Annotated in this window: 8 protein-coding genes; 7 read left to right on the top strand and 1 reads right to left on the bottom strand. The window is 39.6% G+C overall.

Annotation, left to right across the window (positions count from 1 at the left end):
• Positions 1-13 precede the first annotated feature (13 nt).
• From BBS29_RS08635 to BBS29_RS08015, 7 genes are all read left to right on the top strand, one after another.
• Positions 14-163, top strand: coding sequence for an IS3 family transposase (locus BBS29_RS08635; RefSeq protein WP_084778918.1), 150 nt, complete (start codon positions 14-16; stop codon positions 161-163).
• 278 nt (positions 164-441) lie between these two features.
• Positions 442-855 carry a 30S ribosomal protein S12 gene (rpsL, locus tag BBS29_RS08040; RefSeq protein WP_040928645.1) on the top strand — a complete coding sequence of 138 codons (414 nt, stop codon included), beginning with the start codon at positions 442-444 and terminating at the stop codon, positions 853-855.
• Positions 856-901: 46 nt separating this feature from the next.
• The gene (gene rpsG / locus BBS29_RS08035; RefSeq protein WP_040928644.1) at positions 902-1,372 is read left to right on the top strand and encodes a 30S ribosomal protein S7; all 471 of its coding nucleotides are present in this window, start codon (positions 902-904) and stop codon (positions 1,370-1,372) included.
• 60 nt (positions 1,373-1,432) lie between these two features.
• Positions 1,433-3,514 (top strand): elongation factor G, encoded by a 2,082-nt coding sequence (gene fusA, locus BBS29_RS08030; protein ID WP_068131188.1) that lies wholly within the window; start codon positions 1,433-1,435, stop codon positions 3,512-3,514.
• A gap of 123 nt (positions 3,515-3,637) precedes the next feature.
• Positions 3,638-4,825, top strand: coding sequence for an elongation factor Tu (tuf, locus tag BBS29_RS08025; RefSeq protein ID WP_068131185.1), 1,188 nt, complete (start codon positions 3,638-3,640; stop codon positions 4,823-4,825).
• A 69-nt stretch (positions 4,826-4,894) separates the two neighbouring features.
• Positions 4,895-5,344, top strand: a complete 450-nt coding sequence (locus BBS29_RS08020; protein ID WP_068131183.1) for a hypothetical protein — start codon at positions 4,895-4,897, stop codon at positions 5,342-5,344.
• A gap of 55 nt (positions 5,345-5,399) precedes the next feature.
• The gene (locus BBS29_RS08015; RefSeq protein WP_068131180.1) at positions 5,400-5,810 is read left to right on the top strand and encodes a GNAT family N-acetyltransferase; all 411 of its coding nucleotides are present in this window, start codon (positions 5,400-5,402) and stop codon (positions 5,808-5,810) included.
• Positions 5,811-5,894: 84 nt separating this feature from the next.
• Here BBS29_RS08015 and BBS29_RS08010 read toward each other — a convergent pair whose 3' ends face one another.
• Entirely contained in the window at positions 5,895-6,227 is a 333-nt protein-coding gene (locus BBS29_RS08010; protein ID WP_084778917.1) for a TM2 domain-containing protein, read from the bottom strand.
• Positions 6,228-6,472 lie beyond the last annotated feature (245 nt).

Genomic DNA, 6,472 nt, shown 5'->3' with positions numbered 1-6,472 from the left:
ATTAAAGCAGGAAATGTTTTATGGAGAAGTATTCAAGACATATGAAGCATTAGAGATCGCAGTACATGAATATATTAGATACTATAATAAAGATAGAATTAAGCTAAAATTAAAAGACATGTCTCCTGAGGAATTCAGGAAACATACCTTACAATCTGCTTAATTCCAAAAGTCCAACTTTTGGGTAGCACATCAGTTTTGTGTAGCGTTTTTCTTTTTATATTGTTAAAATTAATTTAGAAAAGTTGTCTAAATGATTATAAATAAAGTTGACATAGGATTTGTGTCGATGATATAATAATTAAGGTTACCGTAGAGATGGTAACGGATGACTTTTGAAATTGTAAGAGTTGCAGAATTCTTACAAATTTTTTATTGTAAAAAAATGAACCACCTGGATGTGTGGATTATTGAAATGAAGAAGGGAGGACACTTAATAAGATGCCTACTATTAACCAATTAGTAAGAAAACCTCGTCAATCGAAGAAAGCTAAATCTAAAGCACCAGCACTGAACAGAGGGTTTAACAGCCTTAAGAAATCAGTAACGCACAACAACTCACCACAAAAACGTGGAGTTTGTACGCGTGTTGGTACGATGGCGCCACGTAAACCGAACTCAGCTTTACGTAAATATGCACGTGTTAGACTTTCTAACAACATGGAAGTTAACGCGTACATCCCAGGTATTGGCCACAACTTACAAGAACACTCAGTTGTTTTAATCCGTGGTGGTCACATCAAAGACTTATCTGGGGTACGTTACACAGTAGTTCGTGGAGCACTTGATACTTCAGGTGTTGAGGGACGTAAACAAGGACGTTCTAAATACGGTGCTAAAAAAGCAAATTCATAATTTAGCGTAATATATAGAATCAATTCATGGAAGGAGGCTACTTAGTATGCCACGTAAAGGTCCAGTACCTAAGAGAGACGTATTACCGGATCCAATTCATAACTCTAAGTTAATTACGAAGTTAATTAACAAGTTAATGATCGACGGAAAACGCGGTACGTCACAAAAAATTCTTTACAGTGCGTTCGAAATCGTAGAAGAGCGTTCAGGTAGAGACGCAAACGAAGTATTCGAAGAAGCATTAGAAAACATCATGCCATTACTAGAAGTTAAAGCACGTCGTGTTGGGGGTTCTAACTACCAAGTACCAGTTGAGGTACGCCCAGAAAGACGTTCAACTCTAGGTCTTCGTTGGTTAGTGAACTACTCACGCCTACGCGGAGAAAAAACAATGGTAGAACGTTTAGCAAACGAAATTCTTGACGCAGCTAACAACACTGGTGGTGCGGTTAAGCGTCGTGAAGAAATGCACAAAATGGCAGAAGCTAACAGAGCATTCGCACACTACCGCTGGTAGAATTGTGGATCTCGGTAGTATAAATTTATTTTTAAAAACTTGGAAGGAGCAACAAGTTCTATGGCAAGAGAATTTTCTCTAAAAAACACTCGTAACATCGGTATCATGGCACACATCGATGCTGGTAAAACGACTACAACAGAACGTATCCTTTATTACACAGGCCGTATCCACAAACTTGGAGAAACTCACGAAGGTGCATCACAGATGGACTGGATGGAGCAAGAACAAGACCGTGGTATTACAATCACATCTGCAGCAACAACTGCACAGTGGAAAGGTCACCGTGTAAACATCATCGATACACCAGGGCACGTAGACTTCACAGTTGAAGTTGAACGTTCTTTACGTGTACTTGACTCAGCTGTAACAGTATTAGACGCTCAATCAGGTGTTGAGCCACAAACTGAAACAGTTTGGAGACAAGCAACAAACTATGAAGTTCCACGTTTAGTATTCGTTAACAAAATGGATAAGATCGGTGCGGACTTCGACTATGCAATCGGTACAATCAGAGACCGTCTACAAGCTAATGCACACGCGGTACAATACCCAATCGGTGCAGAAGACGAGTTCAGAGGTATCATTGACTTAGTAAAAATGAAAACTTACCTTTACCACGATGACTTAGGTCAAGACGTAGAGGAAGTTGAAATTCCAGCAGAATTCGAAGATAAAGCTCAAGAAATGCGTGAAGCATTAATCGAAGGTCTTGCAGACGTAAACGAAGACGTTATGGAAGCATACCTTGGTGGAGAAGAGCTTTCAGAAGAGACTCTTAAAGCTGCAATTCGTAAAGCGACTTGTGACGTAGAGTTCTTCCCAGTATTCTGTGGTACAGCATTCAAGAACAAAGGTGTTCAGTTATTACTCGATGGAATCATCGATTACTTACCATCACCACTTGAAGTAAAACCAATCGTTGGTCATATGGCTAACGATCCAGAAGAAGAATATATCGCGAAACCAGGAGACGACGAGCCTTTCACAGCGTTAGCGTTTAAGGTTATGACAGACCCATTCGTTGGTAAATTAACATTCTTCCGTGTGTACTCTGGTTCATTAGACTCAGGTTCATACGTATCAAATACAACAAAAGGTAAACGTGAACGTATCGGTCGTATCCTACAAATGCACGCAAACTCTCGTGAAGAGATTTCAACTGTTTACTCAGGAGATATCGCTGCAGCAGTAGGTCTTAAAGACACTGGTACAGGTGACACGTTAACTGAAGAAAAACTTGGCGTGATCTTAGAATCAATGGAATTCCCAGAGCCAGTTATTCACTTATCAGTTGAGCCTAAATCAAAAGCGGACCAAGACAAAATGTCTACAGCTCTTGTTAAATTACAAGAAGAAGACCCAACATTCACAGCATACACTGACAATGAAACTGGACAAGTTATCATCGGTGGTATGGGTGAGTTACACTTAGACGTTCTTGTACACCGCATGAAGTCTGAATTCAACGTTGAATGTAACGTAGGTGCTCCAATGGTATCTTATCGTGAAACATTCACTCAATCAGCACAAGTTCAAGGTAAATTCAGCCGTCAGTCTGGTGGACGCGGTCAGTACGGTGACGTACACATTGAATTCACACCAAACGAACAAGGTGCAGGATTTGAATTCGAAGACGCAATCGTTGGTGGGGTAGTTCCACGTGAATATATTCCATCAGTTGAAGAAGGACTTAAAAACGCTCTAGAAAACGGTGTTCTTGCAGGATACCCATTAGTAGACGTTAAAGCGAAATTATATGATGGTTCTTACCACGACGTCGACTCATCTGAGATGGCGTTCAAAATCGCTGCATCACTTGCATTAAAAGAAGCAGCTAAAAAATGTAAACCAGTTCTTTTAGAACCGGTTATGAAAGTTGAAATTGTTATGCCTGAAGAATATCTAGGAGATATTATGGGAGACGTAACAAGCCGTCGTGGACGTGTAGAAGGTATGGAAGCACGCGGTAACGCACAAGTCGTTAACGCATTCGTACCACTATCAGAAATGTTCGGTTACGCAACTTCATTACGTTCTAACACACAAGGACGCGGAACTTACTCAATGGTATTTGATCACTACGAAGAAGTTCCAGCTTCAATCTCAGAAGAAATCATTAAGAAAAACACTGGAGAGTAATCTCTATACTTGATTTTTTCTCGGGAAAAAGGTATAAACAGTATAGGTATTAATTCGTCCACTTTTAATTAAGTGGGCGAATGAAATTATAAAATTTCTAAATTACAAGGAGAGATATTTCAAATGGCTAAAGAAAAATTTGACCGTTCGAAAACGCATGCTAACATTGGTACTATTGGGCACGTTGACCACGGTAAAACTACATTAACAGCAGCAATCGCGACTGTTTTATCTAAAAAATACGGTGGAGACGCTCAGTCATACGACCAAGTAGACAACGCTCCAGAAGAAAAAGAACGTGGAATCACAATCAACACGTCACACATCGAGTACGAAACACCTAACCGTCACTATGCACACGTTGACTGCCCAGGACACGCAGACTACGTTAAAAACATGATCACTGGTGCTGCACAAATGGACGGAGCTATCTTAGTAGTATCTGCTGCAGATGGCCCAATGCCACAAACTCGTGAGCACATCTTACTTTCACGTAACGTTGGTGTTCCAGCATTAGTAGTATTCTTAAACAAAGTTGACATGGTTGACGACGAAGAGTTATTAGAATTAGTAGAAATGGAAGTTCGTGAATTACTTTCTGAATACGACTTCCCAGGCGACGACATTCCTGTAATCGCTGGTTCTGCTCTTAAAGCTCTTGAAGGTGAAGAAGAGTACGAAGAGAAAATCATCGAGCTTATGGAAGCTGTTGATGAGTACATTCCAACTCCAGAGCGTGACTCTGACAAGCCATTCATGATGCCAGTTGAGGACGTATTCTCAATCACTGGTCGTGGTACAGTAGCTACAGGACGCGTTGAGCGTGGACAAGTTAAAGTTGGTGAAGAAGTTGAGATCATCGGTCTTACAGAAAAATCTTCTAAAACAACTGTAACTGGAGTAGAAATGTTCCGTAAGTTATTAGACTACGCTGAAGCTGGAGACAACATTGGTGCGTTATTACGTGGTGTATCACGTGACGACATCCAACGTGGACAAGTTCTTGCTGCTCCTGGAACAATCACTCCACACAGCAAATTCAAAGCAGAAGTTTACGTTTTATCTAAAGAAGAAGGTGGACGTCATACTCCATTCTTCACAAACTACCGCCCTCAGTTCTACTTCCGTACAACTGACGTAACTGGTATCGTAAACTTACCAGAAGGTACTGAAATGGTTATGCCTGGTGACAACGTTGAAATGGACGTTGAGTTAATTTCACCAATCGCGATTGAAGACGGTACACGTTTCTCAATCCGTGAAGGTGGACGTACTGTAGGATCAGGTGTTGTAACTGGAATCGACGCATAATTAATTTTATGTCACAATATAAACACTCGGGGACTTTCCTCGAGTGTTTTTTTATATCGGAGGTAACAGATGAAATACATTAAGTACGCACTCGTTTTACTAGTAACAGTTTTTTTATCAGCATGTAATACAAACTCGTCAGTATTTGAAAATAAAGTAGACGAAAACTACACGATGACGATCACAGTTAACCATAGCGATGAAACGCTGCGCTCAGTAGAGTTTGAAATCGTGAGTCTCGTACCGAAAGAGCAAGCGTCTAATTTCGTTGAATCAACGGACTTAAATTTCACAAAGAAAGATTACGAACAACTGGAGGAGTTCTACTCAGAGCTGAATCAGTTCGAAGGCGTTAAAACGAAGACAAAAGTAAAAGACGCTGGTGATAACGTCGAGGTCAACATTACAGGAGTTGAAAATGTTAAAAACGGGAAAAGTATCATCGGAAACACAGAGAAGGACGGTACGTTTTCTGACGTTAAAAAGTTTTTAACAGAACAAGGATTTAAAGAGAAGTAACGTTGACTCTTTTTAGCTCAAGTAGCTTGTGGTAGATAGTCGAGAGGAGAAAATGATGACAATAAATTATAGTAATGAAAAATATATTGATAAAGAACGATTAGAAAGCCTTTATAATGATGTAGAGTGGTATGCTTATACAGATGACTTAGAGCTTTTACAGCAGGCGATTGAGCAGTCGTTATATGTTTTAACAGCGTGCGAAGGCGACAAACTCGTAGGGCTGATTCGTGTTGTCGGTGATGGTTTAACGATTATTTATATTCAAGATATACTTGTGTTAAAAGAGTATCAAAACCAAGGAATTGCGACAGAAATGTTGCAACACGTTTTAAATAAATATGAAAATGTCAGGCAGAAAGTTTTATTAACTGATGAAGCACCTGATGTAAGACACTTCTATGAAAAGAATGGTTTTGAATCTTGCGACAAAGGTGAGTTAGTTGCCTTTGCGAATTTAAATTAGGCTTGTTAAATAAATAAAGTCCTATGATCGAGTGTGGTCATAGGACTTTTTTAAGTGCTGGTAGTTTGCCTGCTCGAGATCTTGCTAGCGCGCGATACTTCTCAGCGCTTCTCTTCTTAAGCGTCTGTTGTAGTTTTTTATCATAAAAATAACGAGCACTGCGTCAATGACCCACCAAATTGTGATTGGAAGCATCGTCACTGCAGTCGCGAGGCCAAACGTGACTAATGTTAATATGCCTGAAATAATCAGCACGACAATCATTAAAATACCCGTGATTGTTTTGCCGACGTAAAAACGGTGCGCGCCCACCACTCCTAAAAAGAACCACAGTATATAAGCAACGATGAGGCTCTTCTTCTCATTAGAAACATATTGCTCAATGTACAATTTTTGGTCGACCGTCAGATTTCTCATAAAATCACTCCTTTATCAATTATACCATTTAGCGTGGGATGTGGTTTTGACAATAAAGTTAGGTGATAGAGATTTTTATTCTTCAAAAAGATAAAACTACACTTTCTTAAAATTATATTTAACAAAAAAATCGTGATTTTGTTAGATATCCGGATATATTTAACAAATTTCAGGTGTCTGGTCGGAGTTTTGTTAAATATATTTTTTTATCTAACAAAAACGCAGCCGAACTCTGAGTTTTTGTT

Source organism: Nosocomiicoccus ampullae (assembly GCF_001696685.1).
Taxonomy (GTDB): domain Bacteria; phylum Bacillota; class Bacilli; order Staphylococcales; family Salinicoccaceae; genus Nosocomiicoccus; species Nosocomiicoccus ampullae_A.
This window is presented reverse-complemented; position numbering and strand designations above follow the sequence as displayed.

Coding starts and splice junctions, on each gene's coding strand:
- BBS29_RS08010 (WP_084778917.1), bottom strand. CDS start 6,227: ATGAGAAATCTGACGGTCGACCAAAAATTGTACATTGAGCAATATGTT.
- rpsL (WP_040928645.1), top strand. CDS start 442: ATGCCTACTATTAACCAATTAGTAAGAAAACCTCGTCAATCGAAGAAA.
- BBS29_RS08015 (WP_068131180.1), top strand. CDS start 5,400: ATGACAATAAATTATAGTAATGAAAAATATATTGATAAAGAACGATTA.
- rpsG (WP_040928644.1), top strand. CDS start 902: ATGCCACGTAAAGGTCCAGTACCTAAGAGAGACGTATTACCGGATCCA.
- BBS29_RS08020 (WP_068131183.1), top strand. CDS start 4,895: ATGAAATACATTAAGTACGCACTCGTTTTACTAGTAACAGTTTTTTTA.
- tuf (WP_068131185.1), top strand. CDS start 3,638: ATGGCTAAAGAAAAATTTGACCGTTCGAAAACGCATGCTAACATTGGT.
- fusA (WP_068131188.1), top strand. CDS start 1,433: ATGGCAAGAGAATTTTCTCTAAAAAACACTCGTAACATCGGTATCATG.
- BBS29_RS08635 (WP_084778918.1), top strand. CDS start 14: ATGTTTTATGGAGAAGTATTCAAGACATATGAAGCATTAGAGATCGCA.